Source organism: Streptomyces turgidiscabies Car8 (genome assembly GCF_000331005.1).
GTDB classification, from domain to species: domain Bacteria; phylum Actinomycetota; class Actinomycetes; order Streptomycetales; family Streptomycetaceae; genus Streptomyces; species Streptomyces turgidiscabies.
Genome location: NZ_AEJB01000031.1, coordinates 1 through 2,468, shown reverse-complemented (window position 1 = coordinate 2,468; position 2,468 = coordinate 1). Strand labels below are relative to the sequence as shown.

The 2,468-nt window shown below is 70.6% G+C and carries 1 protein-coding gene; it reads right to left on the bottom strand.

Annotated elements, in window-relative coordinates:
* Positions 1–23 precede the first annotated feature (23 nt).
* The coding region (gene infB / locus STRTUCAR8_RS02375; protein ID WP_006373798.1) for a translation initiation factor IF-2 at positions 24–2,468 on the bottom strand (2,445 nt) is incomplete at its 5' end.

The window sequence follows — 2,468 nt, the reverse complement described above, 5'->3', positions numbered from 1 at the left end:
CAGCTGGCACACGCTCAGCCTGATCAGCCGCGCGGCTTCTCCCGCATCTCGTACGTCGCGATGACGTCGTCGACCTTGATGTCGTTGAAGTTTCCGAGGTTGATACCGCCCTCGAAGCCTTCGCGGATCTCGGTGACGTCGTCCTTGAAGCGACGCAGACCGGAGATGGTGAGGCTCTCCGCGATGACCTTGCCATCGCGCAGCAACCGCGCCTTGGTGTTGCGCTTGACCTCGCCGGAGCGGACCAGCACACCGGCGATGTTGCCCAGCTTGGACGAGCGGAAGACCTCGCGGATCTCCGCCGTACCGAGCTCGACCTCTTCGTACTCCGGCTTGAGCATGCCCTTGAGGGCCGCTTCGATCTCTTCGATGGCCTGGTAGATCACCGAGTAGTACCGGACGTCGACGCCTTCGCGCTCCGCCATCTGCGCCGCGCGGCCCGCAGCGCGGACGTTGAAGCCGATGACGATGGCGTCGGAGCCGGTCGCCAGGTCGATGTCCGACTCGGTGACCGCACCCACACCGCGGTGCAGGACGCGGATGTCGACCTCTTCGCCGACGTCGAGCTGGAGCAGCGAGGACTCGAGAGCCTCCACCGAACCGGACGCGTCGCCCTTGATGATGAGGTTGAGTTCCTGCACCAGACCGGCCTTGAGGGCCTCGTCCAGGTTCTCCAGGGAGAACCGGACACCCCGGCGGGCGAAGTTGGCGTTGCGCTCGCGCGCCGCCCGCTTCTCGGCGATCTGACGCGCCGTACGGTCCTCGTCGACGACCAGGAAGTTGTCGCCGGCGCCCGGGACGTTGGTGAGACCGAGGACGAGGACCGGGGTCGAGGGACCCGCCTCTTCCACGTTGTCGCCCTTGTCGTCGAGCATCGCGCGGACACGGCCGTACGCGTCGCCGACCACCATGGTGTCGCCGACCCGCAGGGTGCCTCGCTGGACCAGGACGGTCGCGACGGCGCCGCGGCCCTTGTCCAGGTGGGACTCGATCGCAATACCCTGCGCGTCCTGCTCCGGGTTGGCCCGCAGGTCGAGCGAGGCGTCCGCGGTGAGGACCACGGCCTCCAGCAGGCTCTCGATGTTGAGGCCCTGCTTGGCGGAGATGTCGACGAACATCGTGTCGCCGCCGTACTCCTCGGCCACCAGACCGAACTCGGTGAGCTGACCGCGCACCTTGGTCGGGTCGGCGCCCTCGACGTCGATCTTGTTGACCGCGACCACGATCGGCACACCGGCCGCCTTGGCGTGGTTCAACGCCTCGATCGTCTGGGGCATCACACCGTCGTTGGCCGCCACCACGAGGATCGCGATGTCGGTCGACTTGGCACCACGGGCACGCATGGCGGTGAACGCCTCGTGACCCGGGGTGTCGATGAAGGTGATGCGACGCTCTTCTTCGTTGACGACGGTCGCGACCTGGTACGCACCGATGTGCTGCGTGATACCGCCGGCCTCGCCCGCGACGACGTTCGTCTTGCGGATGGTGTCGAGGAGGCGGGTCTTACCGTGGTCGACGTGACCCATCACGGTCACGACCGGCGGACGCGCGACGAGGAACTCCTCGCCACCCTCGTCCTCGCCGAACTCGATGTCGAAGGACTCGAGCAGCTCGCGGTCCTCCTCCTCGGGGCTGACGATCTCGAGGACGAAGTTCATCTCGTCCGCGAGGAGCCTCAGCGTCTCGTCGGAGACGGACTGCGTGGCGGTGACCATCTCGCCGAGGTTCATCATCACGCCGACGAGCGACGCCGGGTTGGCGCCGATCTTCTCGGCGAAGTCGGTCAGGGACGCACCACGCGACAGGCGGACGGATTGTCCGTTGCCGCGCGGCAGCATCACGCCGCCGACCGACGGGGCCTGCATGGCCTCGTACTCCTGGCGCCTCTGCCGCTTCGACTTGCGACCACGACGCGCGGGACCACCGGGACGACCGAAGGCGCCCTGCGTGCCACCACGGGCACCCGGACCACCGGGACGACCGCCGAAGCCGGGACGACCGCCGCCGCCACCACCGGGACCACCCGGACGACCGGCGAAACCGCCGCCACCGCCACCGGGACCACCGGGACGGCCGGCGAAGCCGCCACCGCCACCACCGGGACCGGCCGGACGACCGGCGAAGCCGCCGCCGCCACCGGGACGACCGCCACCGGCACCGGGACCGCCGGGACGACCGCCGCCGCCACCGGGACCACGGCCACCAGGACCGCCACCGGGACGCGGGGTGCCCGCAGCGGGACGCTGCGGCATCATGCCGGGGTTGGGACGGTTACCGCCCGGGCCGCCGCCGGGACGCGGAGCGCCACCGGGACCACCCTGCGGACGGGGCATGCCGCCCGGGGAGGGACGGCCGCCGCCCGCACCCTGCGGACGAGGAGCGCCCTGACCGCCGCCGGCGCCCTGCGGACGCGGAGCGCCACCGGGAGCACCGGGGCCACCCTGGCCGCCGGGGCGCGGGGCGCCCTG